This window comes from Staphylococcus condimenti, assembly GCF_001618885.1.
In the GTDB taxonomy this organism is placed as follows: Bacteria; Bacillota; Bacilli; order Staphylococcales; family Staphylococcaceae; genus Staphylococcus; species Staphylococcus condimenti.
The window spans coordinates 2,341,925-2,360,666 of sequence record NZ_CP015114.1 but is presented as its reverse complement, the minus strand read 5'-3'; the positions used below and the strand labels follow the sequence as shown (position 1 = coordinate 2,360,666).

At 34.2% G+C, this 18,742-nt stretch carries 19 protein-coding genes; 5 read left to right on the top strand and 14 right to left on the bottom strand.

Annotation, left to right across the window (positions count from 1 at the left end):
* Nucleotides 1-3 precede the first annotated feature (3 nt).
* The 3 genes from A4G25_RS11190 to A4G25_RS11180 form a co-directional block, all read right to left on the bottom strand.
* On the bottom strand, nt 4-360 hold the full coding sequence (locus A4G25_RS11190) for a transcriptional regulator, SarA/Rot family (protein ID WP_047131759.1): 357 nt from the start codon (nt 358-360) through the stop codon (nt 4-6).
* Between the two features lie 346 nt (nt 361-706).
* Nucleotides 707-1,072: a DoxX family protein gene (locus A4G25_RS11185; protein ID WP_047131758.1), complete on the bottom strand. Its 366-nt coding sequence runs from the start codon at nt 1,070-1,072 to the stop codon at nt 707-709.
* Nucleotides 1,073-1,090: 18 nt separating this feature from the next.
* Nucleotides 1,091-2,140, bottom strand: coding sequence for an LLM class flavin-dependent oxidoreductase (locus A4G25_RS11180; protein ID WP_047131757.1), 1,050 nt, complete (start codon nt 2,138-2,140; stop codon nt 1,091-1,093).
* A gap of 644 nt (nt 2,141-2,784) precedes the next feature.
* On the opposite strand from A4G25_RS11180, the gene A4G25_RS11175 reads away from it, so the two are divergent.
* Entirely contained in the window at nt 2,785-3,570 is a 786-nt protein-coding gene (locus A4G25_RS11175; protein ID WP_047131756.1) for a CHAP domain-containing protein, read from the top strand.
* 172 nt (nt 3,571-3,742) lie between these two features.
* Here A4G25_RS11175 and A4G25_RS11170 read toward each other — a convergent pair whose 3' ends face one another.
* The 3 genes from A4G25_RS11170 to A4G25_RS11160 form a co-directional block, all read right to left on the bottom strand.
* Nucleotides 3,743-4,246 (bottom strand): membrane protein, encoded by a 504-nt coding sequence (locus A4G25_RS11170; protein ID WP_047131755.1) that lies wholly within the window; start codon nt 4,244-4,246, stop codon nt 3,743-3,745.
* A gap of 261 nt (nt 4,247-4,507) precedes the next feature.
* Nucleotides 4,508-5,926, bottom strand: coding sequence for a Na+/H+ antiporter NhaC (gene nhaC, locus A4G25_RS11165; RefSeq protein WP_047131754.1), 1,419 nt, complete (start codon nt 5,924-5,926; stop codon nt 4,508-4,510).
* Between the two features lie 21 nt (nt 5,927-5,947).
* The gene (locus A4G25_RS11160; RefSeq protein ID WP_047131753.1) at nt 5,948-7,018 is read right to left on the bottom strand and encodes an NAD/NADP-dependent octopine/nopaline dehydrogenase family protein; all 1,071 of its coding nucleotides are present in this window, start codon (nt 7,016-7,018) and stop codon (nt 5,948-5,950) included.
* A 443-nt stretch (nt 7,019-7,461) separates the two neighbouring features.
* Between A4G25_RS11160 and A4G25_RS11155 the strand changes: the two genes are divergently transcribed.
* From A4G25_RS11155 to A4G25_RS11140, 4 genes are all read left to right on the top strand, one after another.
* Nucleotides 7,462-7,842 carry a DUF4870 domain-containing protein gene (locus A4G25_RS11155; protein ID WP_047131752.1) on the top strand — a complete coding sequence of 127 codons (381 nt, stop codon included), beginning with the start codon at nt 7,462-7,464 and terminating at the stop codon, nt 7,840-7,842.
* Between the two features lie 124 nt (nt 7,843-7,966).
* Entirely contained in the window at nt 7,967-8,299 is a 333-nt protein-coding gene (locus tag A4G25_RS11150; RefSeq protein ID WP_047131751.1) for a DMT family transporter, read from the top strand.
* Nucleotides 8,299-8,613: a DMT family transporter gene (locus A4G25_RS11145; protein ID WP_047131750.1), complete on the top strand. Its 315-nt coding sequence runs from the start codon at nt 8,299-8,301 to the stop codon at nt 8,611-8,613. The genes A4G25_RS11150 and A4G25_RS11145 overlap by 1 nt, the downstream gene beginning before the upstream one ends.
* Nucleotides 8,614-8,694: 81 nt before the next feature.
* Nucleotides 8,695-9,594, top strand: a complete 900-nt coding sequence (locus A4G25_RS11140; protein ID WP_047131749.1) for an NAD(P)-dependent oxidoreductase — start codon at nt 8,695-8,697, stop codon at nt 9,592-9,594.
* Between the two features lie 62 nt (nt 9,595-9,656).
* Here the strand turns inward: A4G25_RS11140 and A4G25_RS11135 are convergent, their stop codons facing one another.
* The 8 genes from A4G25_RS11135 to A4G25_RS11100 form a co-directional block, all read right to left on the bottom strand.
* Nucleotides 9,657-10,781: an FAD-dependent monooxygenase gene (locus A4G25_RS11135; RefSeq protein ID WP_063164640.1), complete on the bottom strand. Its 1,125-nt coding sequence runs from the start codon at nt 10,779-10,781 to the stop codon at nt 9,657-9,659.
* A 107-nt stretch (nt 10,782-10,888) separates the two neighbouring features.
* Nucleotides 10,889-11,665 (bottom strand): N-acetylglucosaminidase, encoded by a 777-nt coding sequence (locus A4G25_RS11130; protein ID WP_047131451.1) that lies wholly within the window; start codon nt 11,663-11,665, stop codon nt 10,889-10,891.
* A 21-nt stretch (nt 11,666-11,686) separates the two neighbouring features.
* Nucleotides 11,687-11,938, bottom strand: coding sequence for a hypothetical protein (locus A4G25_RS11125; protein ID WP_047131452.1), 252 nt, complete (start codon nt 11,936-11,938; stop codon nt 11,687-11,689).
* Between the two features lie 123 nt (nt 11,939-12,061).
* On the bottom strand, nt 12,062-12,532 hold the full coding sequence (locus A4G25_RS11120; RefSeq protein ID WP_047131453.1) for a helical membrane plugin domain-containing protein: 471 nt from the start codon (nt 12,530-12,532) through the stop codon (nt 12,062-12,064).
* A complete protein-coding gene (gene fdhF, locus A4G25_RS11115; protein ID WP_047131454.1) occupies nt 12,525-15,485 on the bottom strand; it encodes a formate dehydrogenase subunit alpha in 2,961 nt (986 codons plus the stop codon). Before fdhF ends, A4G25_RS11120 begins: the two co-directional genes overlap by 8 nt.
* A 585-nt stretch (nt 15,486-16,070) precedes the next feature.
* Complete coding sequence (locus tag A4G25_RS11110; protein ID WP_232011950.1) at nt 16,071-16,370, bottom strand: hypothetical protein; 300 nt, start codon at nt 16,368-16,370, stop codon at nt 16,071-16,073.
* A 132-nt stretch (nt 16,371-16,502) separates the two neighbouring features.
* Nucleotides 16,503-17,429: an LCP family glycopolymer transferase gene (locus A4G25_RS11105; RefSeq protein WP_103163117.1), complete on the bottom strand. Its 927-nt coding sequence runs from the start codon at nt 17,427-17,429 to the stop codon at nt 16,503-16,505.
* A 119-nt stretch (nt 17,430-17,548) separates the two neighbouring features.
* On the bottom strand, nt 17,549-18,358 hold the full coding sequence (locus A4G25_RS11100) for an inositol monophosphatase family protein (protein ID WP_232011949.1): 810 nt from the start codon (nt 18,356-18,358) through the stop codon (nt 17,549-17,551).
* Between the last annotated feature and the right edge of the window lie 384 nt (nt 18,359-18,742).

Sequence of the window (18,742 nt, the reverse complement as noted above, 5' to 3'; positions counted from 1 at the left end):
AAATCAAAAAATCTTACTGATGGCATTACATAAGTTTTCAATTTCTTGTCTTTGTTCTGCATCAACAACTAAAATTACAGTTCTTTCATCATTTTTATTTCTTTTTTTGCTTAATAATCCGCGCTCTTTCAATTTTTGAATTGCTTTAGAAATAAAATAAGGCTTAAGATGTGATAATTGGATAATTTCTTTAACGTTAAATTCAGAGCGTTCTTTTTCACTATTTTGAATGTAGTTCAGGATAAATAATTCTTCAAAAGAAATCTGCTGTTCACTTTTGATATGTGCTGTGATTTCTCTCACCTTTTGCGCTACCGTCACAAATTTTGGTAAATCATTAATAACAATCTTATTTTCCATTTTGGAATTCACTCCTTCATGATGTAGGTTCAAGATGTTAGGTGAATTAATCGGGAATTTTGAAATGAGTTTTGCTTATGTAAATCATTCTATAACATTTTTCTATAATAATCCATTTATTTTTAAAATTTAATAAATCATAGCGCTAATTTTCCATTTAAATGAAATCAGTTCTCACTTCTGTAAGTTGATACCCTCTATATATTTTAAGACGCAAGCATTTAATTCAACCTTCCTATTAGCATAATCAAATATTAAAAACTCTAAAATAAAAGCTTCCTTTAATAAACAAAAAAACGATGATATACCTCAAAGGGTATACCATCGTTAACTACAATTTCATATATTATTTTTTGCAACCTGGTAAAGTGATTGTATCAAGTGTAGAAAGACCTGCAAGTTTTAATAAATCTAATGCATGTTGCGCACCTGCTTTTCCATCTCCAGCTTCATAGTGTTTGTAAGCTGCTACACCTAAAACACCAAATGTTATTAGTGAAGCAATACGTGTCATTTTTTTATTGCCGAAGCTTAAAAGATATAATAGACCGCTTGTCGCTTCTAAAGTTCCCGCTACTGTAACCATTTTACTTGGTAAACCAAAATGATTTTCAAATGCATCTTTCATTTGCGGATCACCTTTTAATTTTGGTTCTGATGCTTGTAATAATTCTTTTCCTAATTTAATGTTGTTCAAATAACGTAATAACATATTGGTATGCTCCTTTAATTAATTATTGAAATAATCTTCTATTATAGGCTTTACCCTTTTTCCGTAAAGTTTAATAGCTTTCATTATACGTTCGTGAGGCATTGATCCGACAGGCATATGCAGCATGAAACGATTTATCTCTAATTCTTCAATGACTTTAATCATTTTTTGTGCTACGGTTTCTGGACTTCCGACAAACATTGCACCTTCATCGCTGATTTCTCTTTGGAAATGGGCTTTTGTATACGGCGGCCAATTACGTTCTTTCGCAATAATTTCATGATGTACTTTTGTAGGCTCATAAAATTCACGTTGTGCTTGCTCATCTGTATCTGCAATATAGCCCCATGAATGAACGGCAACTGGCATATCTGTTAAATTATAACCTCTTGATTCAGCTACTGCTCTATAAATTGCAATGTTACGTTTAAAACGCTTGGGGTTACCGCCGATAATTGCATAAGTAATCGGTAATCCATATTCTGCAGCTCTAATGGAAGATTCCGGTGTACCTCCAGTTGCCAGCCAAATTGGAATTTCCTCTTGCACTGCACGAGGATACACACCTAAACCTTTGATAGCAGGACGTAATGTACCTTCCCATGTTACTACTTCATGTTGATTGATTTCTTTCAGCAACTCTAGTTTTTCTACAAACAAGCGGTCATAATCATCTAAGTTGTAACCAAATAAAGGGAAAGATTCAATAAATGAACCACGTCCTACCATTATTTCGGCACGTCCATTAGATACTGCATCTAATGTTGCAAAGCGTTCATATACACGTACTGGATCATCTGAAGATAAAACAGTTACAGCTGAACTTAACTTTATACGTTGTGTTAAAGAAGCGGCTGCGGCTAAAACTGTTACCGGATCAGACACTGCATAATCTGAACGATGATGTTCTCCTAGACCATAGACATCAAGCCCAACTTCATCAGCAAGTGTTATTTCTTCTACTATATGACGAATTCTTTTATCAGCTGATAACTTTTCTTCAACTCCGCTTTCTGTGTGTATGTCATTTGTATCAGCAAATGAAGTCATTCCAATTTCTATTTTCATAGATTTTACCTCACTAGGTATAATTTTTATACTCGTATCATAACCTTTTTCTCAAAGTAAGTCAACGCTTTAGTTTCTTCACTAAAAATTACGTGTTTCTTCTATAATATAGTTAAAATTATTTGCAATAAATCCATCTACAAAATAAATGCAGTTTCTTTTTAACTAATGCGTTTAAACTTTCAAACCTGTTTAACTGCTGTTATAACAAAAATGTTAGCTGAATGTGACTCAATTTAGTATCTAACTACTGTTAAATCACATATTTAAATGAGTTCAAAATTAGATTAAATGCTATTTAAAAATACAAAATCAATATTTTTAATTTTTCTGTCAAATTACAACGTTGTAACATTAGTGATATTTACAATGAATTAATATTGTTAAAAAGTCCATAAAATCAACATTTGCGCCTTATATGTCAAAAAACATGGTTATTACATACAAGTAGTTAATTATTAGAACTAAATTACAAAACGATAACAACGCACACAAACCCAAATTTTTTTGGTAAAGTAAGTCTTGTCGTTAAGAGAAAGAAAAAAAACGCAGTTATAGAAAATTTAAAGTAATGTAAATTAAGACACGAGACTTATTATTAAAATAAAACAATTAGCTTATTATCTTTAGGAGGATATTTTATTATGAATAAAATCGCTACAACTACAATCGCTACATTAGGAACAGGAATTGCAGCTTTAACTTTATCTCACCACGATGCAGATGCAGCAGAAAACAATAATGGATACAACCCTAACGATCCTTATTCTTACAGCTATTCTTATACGATAGATCAACAAGGTAACTACCACTACACTTGGGAAGGTAACTGGAACAAAGATAACCGTTTCAATAATGATTACTCAACTTACGCTCAATACAACAACGGTTACAGCAACTATAACAACAACACAAACTACAATAACTATAGCAATTACAACACATCAAACAACAACTACAGCAACTACACTAGCTACAACAATGCTGGTTCTACACCACGTACTGGCGGAATGGGTGCTACTTACTCAACATCAGATAACAATGTTAAAGTATCAACAACTTCTGCTCCAAAAACTAGCTCAAACACTATGGCTAGCCGTACTTCAAGTGGTGCTAACTACTACACTGCTGGTCAATGTACTTACTACGCATTTGATCGCGCTGGCGGTAAAGTAGGTTCAACTTGGGGCAACGCTAATAACTGGGCTAACGCAGCAGCAGCAGCTGGTTACACAGTAAACAACAACCCTTCAGCAGGTGCTATCATGCAAACTAGCCAAGGTGCTTATGGTCACGTTGCATACGTTGAAAGTGTTAACGGTAATGGTTCAATCACTGTATCAGAAATGAACTACGGTCATGGTCCTGGTGTTGTAACTTCACGTACTATCTCAGCTAGCCAAGCTGCTGGATACAACTTCATTCACTAATTATAATTAATGCTTAAACAACTGGTACTTATTGTATCAGTTGTTTTTTTATTTGTTTAAAAGATCTCTTTAGCTATCTTTCACTAGTTGTTACAACAACAAAATAAGCCGACAATTCATTTTGATACGAACTGTCGACTTATCATACTTTTACTTTTATACGTTTTGTTCTTTACATCCAAAATGCTACCATTACCCAATAAGCAAATGCCAATATATAAAGTAATGGGAAACTTTCGGAAACAGGTCTTTTCAACTGTCTATACAAGACATAACCGCCTAATCCTATGGCTAAAGCTGTTGTAAGTACCATTCTTACAATTAGCATTTCCATTGATGCATTAAGACCAAATTGTGGACTTCTTGTAAGTACTGCACCAATCGAAGCAAGGACAATTAAAATAGTATAAACAATTGTATCCTTCGATTTATTGGCTTGAGATAAAGTCCAAAATATCAATAATCCGAAAATCGTTGTCACAAGTATTTCATGTGCTAAAAATTCCGACATAGTAGAATCAACTCTATATTGCAAAATCGCTACGAAATACAATATAAAGCTGATTACTAAATAGATAATAGAAGGATATTTTAAAGTTAAATTATCTAAATTGAAGTATCGATGAATTCCTAGACACAATAGTAATATCGCTACAATTATTACTACATATAACACGGAATCACCTCATTCATATTATATTATTAACCGTATCAGCGTTTAACTAAACATTCTTTACAATGTTGTTTCTGATTGAATGACTGGAAAATGCAATTCATCCTTCATTGATAACTACAATTGTATTACCATCATTATTTAGTTATACCCATTTCACTTATAATTATTTATAAATATCAACACTAAAAAGCACTTATAAAATCGACATGCCGACTTTATAAGTGCTTTTTGTTTTTAAGTTATTTTGGTAGATTATACCGATTAACCATGTTGTGTGTAATGTGTTTCGTCTGGCGACTTCACTTTTTTTACAGTCCAACCTGTAAATGCATAGAATAAAGCAAATACGATACATAAATAACATGGCACTGTCCAAATAAAGTAAGAATAAACATCTACACCAAGCTGTTGAGTATAATAAATACCTGATGTGCCCCATGGAATCAATGGAATAATCATTGTACCAGAATCTTCTAATGTACGTGAAAGGTTGGTTCTTGATAAGTGCATTTCATCATACATATCATAGAGCAGCATTCCTACTACAATAATAACAACTGAAGCCACGCCCGCAGCAAGCACCATAATTAATCCTGAAACAATTGTGACTAAGATCAATGTACCTGGTGAAGTGACTTTATCTTTAATTGTATCCAACAACACTGTCAGACATCCTGACTTTTCAACGATACCTGCAAAGGCATACCCGCAAAAAATTGTAACAATGACTTGCGTCATACTCATCATGCCGCCTTGTGCAAGCAATGTTGATGCCTTTTCATTCAAATGTATTTGATGTGTGATCATTTCTGGTTTAAATCCATCAAAAGCTGCTTTAAAGCCATCAGCCAGTTTGAAATGATGATTAAAATATCCTACCAATATTGCAGCAACACTTGATACTAACATTGCTGGTACAGTAGAAAAGCGGAATAACAAACAAGTAATAATTACTAATGCAGGTATCCAAACAGATATGTTTAAATGATATACGCCTTCAATTTGATGCAATAATGCATTAATTTGGCTTTTGTCTGCACCTGATTTATGTTTAAGACCTGCAAAGAACCATACGACTATCCCGACAAGTGATGCTGGTATGGTAGTCCAAAGCATTGCTTTAATATGTGAAAATATATTAACATTAGTCACCATTGCAGCAAGGTTTGTTGTATCTGATAATGGTGATAATTTATCTCCGAAAACCGCCCCAGCAATGATTGCACCAGCTGCCATCCCTGCATCAATATTTAATTGATGTGCAATTGCAATTAATGCAATCCCTGCTGTAGACGCAGATCCCCATGCTGTTCCTGTCGCCATAGATGTAATCGCTGAAATAATGAATGCTGAGACTAGGAAGTAATTCGGGTTAAGTAATTTTAATCCATAATATATTAATGCAGGCACAGTCCCTGAATACATCCATGTTCCTACGATAATGCCTACACATAAAATTATGTAGATGGTCGGCATAGCTGTGCCTAGCCTCGCTGTAATACCTTCTTCTAAATCTTTCCAACGCAATCCTACACGCCATGCAATCACAGAAGCATAAGCAGCTGATAAAATGAGAAGCGGTTGTACAGGTATACCAAATACAACAAACCCTACAATAACTAAAATCATCATGACAATAATTGTAGAGGCCGCTTCTAAAAATGATGGTTTTCGCTTCATATCCATTCCCCCTGTTCAATTTTAATCTAAACCGACTTTTTCACGTCCTAAATCATCGATTGTTAAACCTTCTTCAAAGAAATCACGTTCCAAAATAGTCGAAGCAATCACAATAATCGCATCAATATTTGGCGTTTCTACCCCAATTTCACGCCCAAGACTTGACCATAAAACTAATCCATACGCAATATCTTCTGTTAAATAACGGTTTTTAACTTTATTAGGTCCAGGAATTTGTGAGAATACTGGACTTTCATTAAACAATCGATTAAGCGGTTCATCTTCATCATTGCGTTCTAAGTAACCACGTTGAATACGTGCTTCTTTAGCTGTTTGTAATTCAAAACCTAATCTACGTCCTAAAGAAAGGCGTTCTAACTCAACAGCATGTAATAAGCGCACTGTATGTTTAGTAATACCTTCTTTATATAATGAGAAGTCTCCAGAATAATCAATTCGACCCACATTTAACAAAGTTGGACCTGGGTGTACTTCAGGGTTACCATTTTCAAGATTGGTTTTCCATAAGTTTTCTTCTTTAACAATGTTAGGATAAATCTTTTCTACTTTTTCAAAATCATCACTGAGCTGATCTTGATAAAAAGAAGTAAAGTAAAGCTTTTGTACATTAAGCGATAAATCTACGACTGCGTTATCAAAATCAACTCGTGTTCCGTATGTTAAAGTATTCAATTCAGCAAAATGAGGTCGTATATCTATATGCTCATCTTCTAACACATTTACAAAACGTGCTGAGCCCATAGCTGCTGCCATATTGAATAAAATAATTTGGTTTTCATTCACAAACGGCGCCATAATATGTGCATAATATTCAATGAAAGTGGATGGAATAATCACTTGAATAATTTCAGCGTCTGAAATCACTTCTTCAATATCATCACTGACATTTGTGAAGTTCACAAAGTTTTCTTCTCCCTCATTGTTAAAATGGAAACCACCTTGTTCTATGGCTTTATCAAATTTTTCAATAGATGCATTTCGGCAATATAATTTAACATCATGTCCTTGATTTGTCATATCTACAGCTGATGTCACTGCCCCATTACCTGAACCTACAATTGCGATCTTCATAGCTTAACCTTCTTTCTTTAAATTATCATGAGTATAAGAGACCGCTATAAGCTTTATTGCAAAGGATAAAGATATAGACGGTCTCTCACTTAAAATGAAACTTATGTACTTATTTATATAACCTTGATGTCGAAATTAGAAACTGTTATCAGTTAATAGAGTGTGTATGTAAACGCTTACCTAACTGTCACGACAGTTTTCCTCATTTATATAAATAGCATGTTATACGTATCGTAACATGACTAAGCAAATAATAAAATATAATTTTGTTACCTAATACTAATTTTTTCAAATTTATAATTTGAAAGTTATTACATACTTTAAGGGTGCTTCTTTATCTTCATTATCAGACAATATATTTGTAAAAATTGTATGAATTGGATATCTTTATTTCTCATTTATTGATATATTTAACTCAACAAATGGATATAGGAGGTCCACTTATGGATAATAATCCAGAATTTGAGCCTGTTTATGATGAAGTTGAAAAATATGAACAGTTTCCTACACAAGATGAAAGGTTATTCGCAAGCTTAATCTATATTTTAAGTTTTTTCACCTCAATCATAGGACCGTTAATTATTTGGTTAATTAAAGGCTCCGAGTCAGAATTTGTAAACAAAACTGGAAAAGATTACTTTAACTTTGTTATTTCTTATACAATTTGGTTTATCATTTCTGGCATCTTAATGTTAGTGTTAGTCGGCTTTATCACATTCATTGTATTAGCTATCATGCAATTTATTTTTAGTATTATTGCAGCGGTAAAAGCATATAATGGCGAAAAATATTTAATCCCGCTATCTATCCCATTTCTTAAATAAGACAGTTAAGACGAAGCCTTTAGTGCTTCGTTTTTTCATTTTCAAAATTCATTTATTGTAAGTATCATTTAAATTTGAGAGAATATATAATGTTGACAAATTAATATTGATAGGAGGCAGAAAAGTGCGCTGGTTAAAAGTTATTTTAGCTGGAATCGTAGAAATCGTTTGGGTGACTTGTATTAAAAATGCCGACTCAATTCTCAGTTGGAGTATCACTCTCTTAATGATTGCGCTCAGTTTCGCGCTTGTAATTTCAGCATGTAAAACCTTGCCAGTCGGTACGGCTTATGCCATCTTCGTAGGGATTGGTACTGTAGGTACTGTCATTATAGATATGGTCTTTTATAGTGACCCTTTCAGTTTTACGAAGTTATTTCTCCTCGCCTTATTATTGATTGGTATTTTGGGATTGAAACTTTCTACAGATAACGAAGAAAGCGAGGGAACATCCTAATGGCATGGATATATTTACTAATTGCCGGATGCTTTGAAATATTAGGCGTAGTGTTATTAAATGAACTTAACCGTACAGGCAAGAAAATTTTTATTTTATATTTAGGTATTGCCTTTATATTCAGTTTCAGTATTCTTTCACTTTCGATGAGAGATATCCCAATGGGAACAGCATATGCTATTTGGACCGGAATAGGTACAGGCGGCGGTACGTTGATAAGTATGATTTTTTATAATGAATCAAAAAACATTTGGCGTATCATTTGTATTGGTTTAATTGTTGTATCAGCAGTTGGACTGAAGCTTATCACTTAATACAAAGAAAGTGTTTTCATTGTTTCTATAACATCCTTTTAATATACTTGATATAAGAAGTCAGAAAAGGAGTGTTTTTAAATGGCAAAGGTATTTATCGCAGGTCCTATCCCCCAAATCGGATTGGACATCTTAGAAAAGCATCAAATCGAAATTGATATGTATGACGGTCCTGGAGTAGTGGATCAAGATACATTAAAAGAACGTGTTAAAGATGCCGACGCTTTAATTAGCATCCTTTCTACTAATGTAGATATTGATACTGCCAAAGAAAAAGGTATTTATGTTACAAATACACCAGATGTTTCAACACGTTCAACAGCTGAACTTACATTCACACTTGTACTTGCAGTTGCACGTCGCATCCCAGAAGGTGATCAATTGTCTCGTACGAAAGGCTTCGATGGTTGGGCACCATTATTCTTTAGAGGCCGTGAAGTTTCAGGCAAAGTCATCGGTATTGTTGGATTAGGCGCTATCGGTTCTGCAGTAGCAAAACGTGCCAAAGCGTTTGATATGGATGTTTTATATACTGGTCCTCATCGTAAGGAAGAAAAAGAACGCGAACTAGGTGTTAAATATGTAGACTTAGATACGATGTTGGAAAAAGCAGATTTTATTACTATTAATGCTGCTTATAAACCAGAATTACATCACATGTTTGATACTGAGCAATTCAAGAAAATGAAAGATACAGCTTATCTTGTCAATGCGGCTAGAGGTCCGATTGTTAATGAACAAGCACTTGCAGATGCATTAAAAAATAAAGATATCGAAGGTGCAGCACTCGATGTTTATGAATTTGAACCTAAAATCAATGATGATTTGAAATCATTAGATAACGTAGTTATAACACCGCATATCGGAAATGCTACTTTTGAAGCACGCGACGCAATGGCTAAAATTGTTGCTGATAATACTGTAGATGTCATTAAAGAAGATAAAGCTCCAAAATATATTGTTAATGGCGTTGAAAAATAAATTTCTTTTTAAAAACAAAAATCCAGAACATTCATGATTGAGTGTTCTGGATTTTTTATACTTTATTTTTCTTTAGTTTTATAAATAAACTTCACTTGACTACTGATAAGTTTTGAAGGTAATCGCTTCATTAATGTATTTCGTAGTCCAACTAATAAACCATTAGCTAATTGTGCTTGTTTGCCGATTTTTCTAGACTTTTTAATCACTTTCGCTGTATGTTTAACACGCAATTGGTCATATCGATCTAATGCTTCTCTGAAATCATATGCTTTTAAGCAATTTGCCAACACGATTGCATCTTCCATTGCTTGACCTGCACCCTGTCCCAGATTAGGCGTTGTCGCATGTGCTGCATCTCCTAATAATACAGTACGACCATATACAAAAGCTTTTAATGGCGTTAAATCATAAATGTCGTGATGTAAGATTCCTGTTTCGCTTGTTTGATCAAATATGCGACGTACTTCATTTGGATAATGATTATAATATGCTTGAATATATGGTTTAGTAAAATCATTGAACTTTGGATCACCCTGTTTTGCGTTCACTGATATAAACCAATACGCTTTGTTATCTAACATCGGAACAATACCGACACGGCCTTTTGGTCCCCAAAATTCTTTTGCCGTATTCGGATCTGATAATCGTATATCTTCTACCATACCTCTAAATACTGTATAACCTTGATAATTCACAGTTGATTTAGGATCAAGCTCTTGCCGAATGATGGAATGGAGTCCGTCTGCGCCTATACATAAATCAAAATCTGACTGCGCTCCATTTTCTTCTGTCAAAGTAACTTTAGAACTATTTTGTTCAATACGGATGATTTTGTGATTTGTGTGAATAGCCGCTTCTGGTACATAGGATTTAATAATGTCAATTAATGTCTGACGCGGTAATGTCAAATTGATAGTACCTTTTTTCAGATACGCTTTATTCAAAACTTTTCCATGGTCATCTAAAAATTCCAGTTCATTAATTACTTGTCCTGCATTTTTAATGCCTTTAGCCAAGTCATGGTTTCCAAGTTTATCTATCACATTACCGCCTATACCGATACCAGCGCCGACTTCTTCAATTTTATTATGCTGTTCAAATACATGTATTTCATTATCATTTTCATGTAACAGTGCAGCAGCTGTTAAACCGCCGATGCCGCCACCTACGATTGCTATTTTCATATCCTAACACCTCATTTTCACATTATCTTTATTCTATCATATTCCCTCTTTGTTCAATCAATACTGTACTCACATAAAAAAGAGGGTTGCCCCCTCTTATATAGTTATTACTTATAATAATTTTTACGAATGTGGTCTTTTTTAATACCGTACTTCTCATAATAATGATCCATTGCTCTTGCTATTTTACTATCCCAATCGATATCACTCGCATATTGATGCTGACCTGGATTTTTAGGATTCCAACGCATTTGATAAAGTGTTAATTGTTCTTTATCAAAATACTCCTTTCTGACAAAAGAAGCCCCTCCTAATATCGCTTTATCAGGTGAAGTCCATTTTTGTTGCTTCGCATAGCTATGACCATGTTTCATGGCATCTTCGTCAAACGCTCCGATACCGAAGAAATTATAATAACGTTTACCTTTATACGGAATGCCTTTTGCTAAATCAGATTGTCCATTGCCTGTTTCAACTAAAGCATGACTAATTAAATAAATCACATTAACATCATATTTATCTTGCGCCTTTAAAAAAGCCTCACCTTGTTTTTCGAAAATACCTTTGTCTTTCAAAATTTTATTAACTTCTTTTTCATCCATCGGCACTTTCTCAGAGATATCCATATAGTTGATATTGTGATTTTGTTTTTTAACCGTCATTGCATTTTTTACATCTTCTTTAGATGCATTGATGAAACGACCATTGTCTTCTTTAGTATTCAACATACCTTCGCCTGTCTGTAATTTCACAGCATCATCAAAAGTATGTGTTTGATCATGTTTAAATAAATTAGTTTCATTGATAATCATTAGAATCGCAAATATCGCTACAATAACGCTGATTAAAATGATTAAAAACCTTCTCTTAAATGTACGGCTCATTTCCTGTACCTCTCAATTTATTTATTTTAACAAGAAGTATGCCAATATAATTACACCAATTACAATCACAAATGAAATGTTTACAATTATCTTCATTCCTGTTCTATCTCTAAATAAAACATTAAACATCATTAAACTAATCGTAATTGCGACTGCGAACATTGTAATTGCTAAAACGAGTTTCATCATAATTAAAAGTATAAAACCTAAAACTACAAAAATATTAGATATAATGGCTAGTGCTTTTAATATATTAGGGTTGATTGCCCTCACCCTCTTTCTTTCAAAAATCTAATCATTAATAATCGATCTTCTTATTAAATTTTATCATACTATGTAAAAAAAGAGCTGATCCTCTTTCAAAAGATAAGATCAGCTCTAAAAGGTCGACACATTTTATTCTTCGCGTGACATACCTTTTAAGATATTTAAGAAATAAGTAATACTTTTGTTCGCATCTTCGTCTTTCAATAAACCGACTAAGCTGCCGACTGTTGTACGTTGGTTCGGGCTTGCTTGATTTGCATTTTCCAAACCTTTATTTACTTTTTCAAGCATATCTTGTAAGTTAGGTACATTTAATTTACCTATCATAAATACTAATGGAGCTAAGTTGTTCAATACACCTGTATATTGTTCTTTTCTTAACTCTTTCGTAAATTTACCAGTAATGAATCCGCGGCTTTCTACTGCACCGATAGAAGCATCTAAAATCTTAGCATCATCAAGTACTTTCATTAAACGGATTGCTTTGATAATCACGTCTTTGTTTTCTGCAATCGCATCTGTTACTTCTGCAATATCATCTGCTTTTTGCTTTTCCGGCGGGATTTCCATTCGTTTAATTTTTCTAATGTTTTCAGCCATCGTTTCTCACCTGATTTCCTGGGAATACGTAGTCTGGACGTGCCCATTTTTTCTGAACTTGTACACTGTATTGCGGATTACGTTCAGTATCTACACGGAAGTTAGCAGGGTTCAATGGTGATCTGCCTCGGCGTGTAATTACTTCCATACGACAAGATGTACGTTTATATGATGGTGTATCTGTATCTTTATCAACATCACTGTTAGTCAACATGTTGACTGCGCCTAATGTACCATCTTGTTCCGCATCATTGTTCAACGGAATATAGATTTCATTACCTTTAACACGGTCTGTTACGTGAACCATTAATTTAACTTCACCTGTAGATGAAATCAATTTAACTTCTCCGCCTTCATGAACGCCACGACGTTCAGCAAGTTCTGGAGAAATTTCCACATATACGTTAGGTACTTTGTATTTAATACCAGGAACGTGGTATGTCATGTTACCTTCATGGAAGTGTTCTAATAAACGACCATTGTTAACATGCAAGTCATATTCTTCGTCTTGTTTGAAGAAGTTATCGAATGTCAATGGATATAATTTCGCACGTTTATTAGGGAAGTTGAATCCGCCAAGGTACAAGATTGGTTCATCTGTACCATCTGGAGCAACCGGCCATTGTAATGATTTGAAACCTTCTAGGCGTTCATAAGTTACACCAGCAAATGTTGGTGTTAAGCTTGCCATTTCATCCATGATTTCGCTTGGATGTGAATAATTCCAGTCAAAGCCCATTTTGTTAGCAATCATTTGCATGATTTGCCAGTCAGGTTTTGATTCGCCAAGTGGTTCCATAACTTGATACAAGCGTTGGATACGACGTTCAGTATTTGCAAATGTACCTTCTTTTTCAAGTGAAGGACTTGCAGGTAATACAACGTTCGCAAAGCGTGCTGTTTGTGTTAAGAATGCATCTTGTACAACTAAGAAGTCAACTTTTTCTAAAGCTGCTTGTACGAAGTTGATGTTAGCATCTACGATACCAGTATCTTCACCGTAAATGTACATTGCAGAAATTTCATCGTTATGAATACCTTCCATCATTTGATGGTTGTCACGACCTGCTTTCGGTGGTAATTCTACGCCGTAAGCTTTTTCGAATTTCGCACGAACTTCGTCATCTTCGACACCTTGGTAACCAGGGAATTTATCTGGCATACTACCAGCATCACTACAACCTTGTACGTTGTTGTGTCCACGTAATGGATAAGCACCGCAACCAGGTTTTCTATAGTTACCTGTAACAAGCAATAAGTTAGAGATTGCTGTACTAGTATCACTACCGATGTCTTGTTGAGTAACACCCATTGCCCAACAGATACTTACGCCTTCTGCTGCAACAACGTTATGTGCAAATTCAATAAGATCTTCTTTTGGAATACCAGTTGTTTCTTCAGCAAATTCCATAGTGAATGGTGCTAATGATTTATAGTAATCATCGAAATAGTCAACCCATTCATCAATAAATGCTTTATCATGCATATCATTATCAATGATGTATTTAGTTACTGCTGACATCCATGCTAAGTCAGTACCTGGTTTAGGTTGATAGAAGAAGTCAGCACGTTCTGCCATTTCGTGACGACGGATATCAAATACTACAAGTTTATTACCGTATAATTTGTGTCCGCGTTTAATTTTAGAAGCGATAACTGGATGCGCTTCAGCTGTGTTAGTACCAACCAAGACAACCATGTCTGAATGCATAAGGTCATCACTTGAACCTGAGTCACCGCCGTGACCAACAGTTCTGAATAAACCTTTTGTAGCTGGTGCTTGGCAATAACGTGAACAGTTATCCACGTTGTTAGTACCAATTACTTGTCTTGCAAGTTTTTGCATTAAATATGATTCTTCAATAGTACCTTTAGAAGAAGCGATGAATGATAATGCATCTGCGCCTTTTTCCTCTTTGATACGACGGAAGTTTTCGCTGATAACATTTAATGCTTCATCCCATTCTACTTCTACGAACTCGTCACCTTTACGAACAAGCGGTCTTGTTAGACGCTCTTCAGAGTTGACGAAGTCCCAACCGAATTTACCTTTAATACAAGTTGAAACGCGGTTCGCAGGTGAATCATGTTGAGGTTGAACTTTAAGGATTTCACGACCTTTAGTCCAAACATCAAAAGTACATCCCACACCACAGTATGTACATACTGTTTTCGTTTTAGACATATATTCGTTACGCATAGCAGATTCGCCATTTGATACGCCCATTAATAAGCCGTAACCTGGTTCTGCTTCTTTAGTCAATTCAATCATGTCTGCTAAAGTACCTGGTTCAATGTCAGTCATATAACCAGCATTACCAACCATTTTATTTTCCATCATTGCGTTACATGGACAAACAGTTGCACATTGACCACAGTTAACACATGATGATTCGTTGATTGATACATCATTATCCCAAATAACTCTTGGTTGTTCACGTTCCCAGTCAATAGATAAAGTTTCATTAACTTGAACGTCTTGACATACTTCTACACAACGTCCGCAAAGGATACATTGGTTAGGGTCATAACGATAAAATGGACCAAAGTCTTTTTCATATGGCTTCGGTTTATATTCGTATGATTGCTCCTCGATACCCCATTCATCCATTGTGTTATGAATGTCGCAATCGCCATTGTTATAGTCACAAACTGTACAATACAGAATATGTTTTTCTAAGATGCGGTCTAAAGCTTCTTTTTGACTTGCTTTTACATCGCTGTTTGTTGTGTTGACAACCATCGGACGATCAATTGTCGTACCGCATGCGCGCTCGATTTTTCCGTCAATTTCTACTGCACACGTATCACAAGTTTGAATCGGACCTAATGACTCGTTATAACAGATTGACGGTACAAATGTTTCTTGCGACTTAATGAAGGCAAGAAGATTTGTTCCTGGTTCCACAAGATAGTCTTTTCCATCTAAAGTGATGACAAGATGTTCTTGCATATAATCACCCCTATATTCTGAGGTTATCTAAAGAATTTAAGTACTCTGCAAACGAACATGACTCAAATCGTCTCTTATTGATGAGGGTTAGAGACATTTGATAAAAGTCGCAGTCTATCAACAATCGGTGGATGGCGGCATCCTATTTATGTATTGCATCAGCATAAACAAAGCAACCTTCCTATTCTTTATAAATAAAGAATACTTGTATGAATTATGCAACTTATCACGCGCTTACTCGTTACTTTTTTCAAAGTCCAATAGACTCCAAAAATTCAACTCCCTTTATCAAACCTCTACTTTTATATATTATCCGTAAATATTCGAAGACTAAATCTTTTTTGCCCCACGCAATTAAAAAAATAGTCTTATTACTAATATTAGTACTTTTAGTCTTAAATGTTAAGACCCATACTTATATATTTTCTCAAAAGTTGATATATTAAACCAATTAATAATTACTTTCTACTCTTTTTTGCATTAAACTGCTTAAAACCTCATTTTTTTAAAACTCAGAAGTGAGAATAAACGACATTAGAAATCATTTTTAGTAAAAAAGCCGGCATAAAAAATGCCGACTGTTTTTTATTTATCGTGTAATCTGCCTAAAATCTCTTGTTTAACAACATTAATTGCATCATCAAATTCTGATCCGCCATGATTTGCATCAGCATGTGCAATTAATGAGTTGACTAAATCTAAATCATTATACTCACTTACTCTAAGTTTAAATTGATCTAGTCCAACTTCGACAGAACCACCGTCTTTTTGGAATTCATTAATTTTATAATAGCCATCAGCACCTAAGCCGCCTTCGTCTACCATTTCTGAAACATTTTGTTCTTCTTCTTGATTCACTTTGTTTTCGTCATGATTATTTGTCATCATTAATTCCCCCTCTTCATTCGTAATACCCTAAAACTAAAACTTTATTTGTATATAATTTAAACTTTTAGAGTAAAAAAAATACCGAGATTCAGTGGATGACCTGAAACTCGGTATTTTATAATGTTCATTTTATAAATCTAAATTGGATTTTAATAACTCCGTCATATTTTCTAAAGAAGACTCGTCAGGAACAAAGTAGTATAGTCCATCATCTTGAATACCGCCGTTACCTTGTAATTGATGACGTCTTACATTATCATTGGCATTTTTATATTTAGAACGAATTGTATTTAATTCTCCTAAAGTTAAATCAGTTTTAACGTTCTTTTCAATTTCGTTTGTAACACTATTAAAGTTTGTAATAGATTTAACACTTGTCAGCTCATTAGCAATGCCTTGTAACACGAGTTGTTGACGCTCTTGTCGGCCGAAATCTCCGCCAGCACCTTCTTCTTTACGTGAACGAATGAACGCAAGTGCTTTATCTCCGTCTAAATGAGACTTTTCGCCTTTTACAAAGTTATAGCCATCTGTACTGAATGTTGAATTGCTGACAACATCGACACCACCTAGTGCATCTACCATGCCATGCATTCCATCCATATCAATCGTAGCGTAATGATCAATCGGTACATCCATTAATTTTTCTAAAGATTTAACGGCCATATTCGGACCACCATAAGCATATGCATGGTTAATCTTTTCAGTCGTACCGCGTCCTACAATTTCTGCTTGTGTATCACGTGGTATACTCACAATTTCAGTTTTTTTCTTATCTGGATTAATAGATAGAACCATAATTGAATCTGATCGTTCACCGCCGTTAGCGCTTTTACGTTCTGCATCTGAATCTACGCCAAATAAAGCAATACTGAAAGGCTCACCTTTATTTAAATCCACTTTTTCTTTTCTTAGTTCTGATTTATTTCTGTCTAATGGGTTATGTATGTTGCCCCCTACTGCAAAAATTTTCACTGCTAAGTAAATAGCAGCAATAACAGCTAATAAAACTAAAATACCGAAAGCCCACAGTAATACCTTTGGAACTGTCCCCATCTTTCTTTTGGGATCCTCTGTTCTTCTCACCCAACCACTCCTCACACTTCATCTGTTTTTTTAATTTAAGTTACTCAACAAATACATTATATTATAAATATTTTTATAAGACATGATACTTAAGTCTTATTAATGAAATCAGCTTGATATCCGCCTTTTTCATTTAAAATATTTAAAACTGCTTCATGACAACCTGGATTACTGATAATAAATGGGCCTGCTTTTGAAAAATCAATAGGGCCTCCATCTAAATTAGTCATTTTCAAACCTAATTCTTCAGCAAACAAGAATTGAGCTGAAATATCCCAAGGCTTAGAGTTTGTATTAATATGTGCACCAAATTGTCCTTTAATAACTCTCACTGAATCTAAACCACATGAACCAATCAAACGATAACTGAAAGCAGCTTCTTTCAAATCGTTCAATGTTGTTTCATTTAAAACATAAATATTATAAGATAAAATTAAATCTTTAATATCGCGCTCGACAACCATTGGCATCGGCACTTCATTTTCAAAAGCACCTACATCTTTAATCGCTTTATAAAGCACTTTGCGAGGGTAGTCATAGATATAAGACAACTGTGCTTCACCCTCTGAAAAATAGCTTAAGATAATGCAATAATCTGTCTGTTGTTTTACAAGATTCGCTGTACCATCGATTGGATCCATTATCCATACATCGCCATGTTTTGCATCTATTAAATCATTATTCTTTTCCTCAGCAAAGAGTTGATGTGTCGGATAGTGTGTTTGTAAAAACACTTCAAATTTATCTTGAATCATATGATCTACATTCGTGACTAAATCAAATTGATTCGCCTTTGTCTCTGTACGCATATCCGCTATCAATTGTGGGATAATATCATCTAACCCTTTCATCCACTGTCTAATTTCTTTATCAAGATGAATGCGTTCTGTTTTATTCAAACTGTACACCTCAAATCAATTAATTTTGTTATGTATTAATGTTATTTTAGCATGTAAATCTAGAAAAAAGTTAATAACTTTTTATTTTTTCGTATTAAAAAACCGACTAGCGTTACTAGTCGGCATAGAAAGGAAAGTAAGTAATAATATTGAAGATGTTTATTAACTAGTGATTTGCACATTTTTAATAAATCACACGACTATGATTTATCATTACCCCTTTGTTACATCAGTGCTATCTCCTAGTTACTAATGAAAGTGTATCATATCTTTCAAATTAATGTAAGCGTTTACTTTAAAATTTTTCATACTTTTTAGTACTTTTTTGCGAATAAATATCATATTAAACTAAATATGATATAATCATTGTAATATGTAATATAT

Coding starts and splice junctions, on each gene's coding strand:
- A4G25_RS11190 (WP_047131759.1), bottom strand. CDS start 360: ATGGAAAATAAGATTGTTATTAATGATTTACCAAAATTTGTGACGGTA.
- A4G25_RS11185 (WP_047131758.1), bottom strand. CDS start 1,072: ATGTTATTACGTTATTTGAACAACATTAAATTAGGAAAAGAATTATTA.
- A4G25_RS11180 (WP_047131757.1), bottom strand. CDS start 2,140: ATGAAAATAGAAATTGGAATGACTTCATTTGCTGATACAAATGACATA.
- A4G25_RS11175 (WP_047131756.1), top strand. CDS start 2,785: ATGAATAAAATCGCTACAACTACAATCGCTACATTAGGAACAGGAATT.
- nhaC (WP_047131754.1), bottom strand. CDS start 5,926: ATGAAGCGAAAACCATCATTTTTAGAAGCGGCCTCTACAATTATTGTC.
- A4G25_RS11160 (WP_047131753.1), bottom strand. CDS start 7,018: ATGAAGATCGCAATTGTAGGTTCAGGTAATGGGGCAGTGACATCAGCT.
- A4G25_RS11155 (WP_047131752.1), top strand. CDS start 7,462: ATGGATAATAATCCAGAATTTGAGCCTGTTTATGATGAAGTTGAAAAA.
- A4G25_RS11145 (WP_047131750.1), top strand. CDS start 8,299: ATGGCATGGATATATTTACTAATTGCCGGATGCTTTGAAATATTAGGC.
- A4G25_RS11140 (WP_047131749.1), top strand. CDS start 8,695: ATGGCAAAGGTATTTATCGCAGGTCCTATCCCCCAAATCGGATTGGAC.
- A4G25_RS11135 (WP_063164640.1), bottom strand. CDS start 10,781: ATGAAAATAGCAATCGTAGGTGGCGGCATCGGCGGTTTAACAGCTGCT.
- A4G25_RS11130 (WP_047131451.1), bottom strand. CDS start 11,665: ATGAGCCGTACATTTAAGAGAAGGTTTTTAATCATTTTAATCAGCGTT.
- A4G25_RS11120 (WP_047131453.1), bottom strand. CDS start 12,532: ATGGCTGAAAACATTAGAAAAATTAAACGAATGGAAATCCCGCCGGAA.
- fdhF (WP_047131454.1), bottom strand. CDS start 15,485: ATGCAAGAACATCTTGTCATCACTTTAGATGGAAAAGACTATCTTGTG.
- A4G25_RS11110 (WP_232011950.1), bottom strand. CDS start 16,370: ATGACAAATAATCATGACGAAAACAAAGTGAATCAAGAAGAAGAACAA.
- A4G25_RS11105 (WP_103163117.1), bottom strand. CDS start 17,429: ATGGGGACAGTTCCAAAGGTATTACTGTGGGCTTTCGGTATTTTAGTT.